The organism is Azotobacter bryophylli, from assembly GCF_042643485.1.
Lineage (GTDB): Bacteria > Pseudomonadota > Gammaproteobacteria > Pseudomonadales > Pseudomonadaceae > Azotobacter > Azotobacter bryophylli.
On the sequence record NZ_JBHRSJ010000026.1, the window covers coordinates 1 to 726 of the forward strand.

Annotated in this window: 2 protein-coding genes; both read right to left on the reverse strand. The window is 59.6% G+C overall.

Features of this window, described 5'->3' with window-relative positions; all coding sequences use genetic code 11:
- On the reverse strand, positions 1-305 hold a 305-nt coding region (locus ACFOJE_RS12830), incomplete at its 3' end, for a transposase (protein ID WP_377814763.1).
- Between the two features lie 3 nt (positions 306-308).
- Positions 309-677 (reverse strand): IS5 family transposase, encoded by a 369-nt coding sequence (locus ACFOJE_RS12835; RefSeq protein WP_377814764.1) that lies wholly within the window; start codon positions 675-677, stop codon positions 309-311.
- Positions 678-726: the final 49 nt, after the last annotated feature.

The following is a 726-nucleotide window of genomic DNA, read 5'->3' on the forward strand; positions in this document are numbered from 1 at the left end:
CGAGGAGGCCCCGGTTTAGGCTTGCGCTTCATGGTTCGCAGCGGAATTACCGGCTGCATCCGGTAGCGGTCGCAGTACTGGCGCAGATGCTCAGCATCGTAGCCCTTGTCTGCCAGCAACCAGCGGCAGCGCTTACGAGGCCGTCCCAACTTTCCGGGGATACGCACCTGATCCAAGAGCGGCTGAGCATGGGCAATATCGCTGGCCTGCCCCGGTGACAGCATGAAGCGAAGAGGTATCCCATTGGCATCGCAGATCAGATGAATCTTGGTGGTCAGGCCGCCTCGGCTACGCCCCCAGCGCATGGTCTACCGGTTCTTCTGGCCCCCCTTTTTCCCGGCGCCAGAAGAGGCTCGGGTTGCGCGCACCGCAGTGGAATCGATCATCCATGTGTCCAGGTCAATCAGGCCTTCCTGATTCAACCGGACGTGTAATCGCTCAAGTACTCGGTCAAACGTGCCGTCGTCTCGCCAGTCACGGAACCGTTGATAAATCGTCGACCACGGGCCGAAACGTTCCGGCAGATCGCGCCAGGCGGCTCCGGAGCAGAGGATCCAGAAGATACCGTTGAGTACCAGCCGATCATCACTTCGAGGTCGGCCCATCTTTTGTTCCGGGGAAACTAGATCCTTGATCAACTCCCAGCCCGTATCCGGGAGTTCGTAGCGCCTTGCCATGTGGGCCTCCAGCCAATCATGGCGACGATTCTACCTGCACCGACTTTTC

Coding starts and splice junctions, on each gene's coding strand:
- ACFOJE_RS12835 (WP_377814764.1), bottom strand. CDS start 677: ATGGCAAGGCGCTACGAACTCCCGGATACGGGCTGGGAGTTGATCAAG.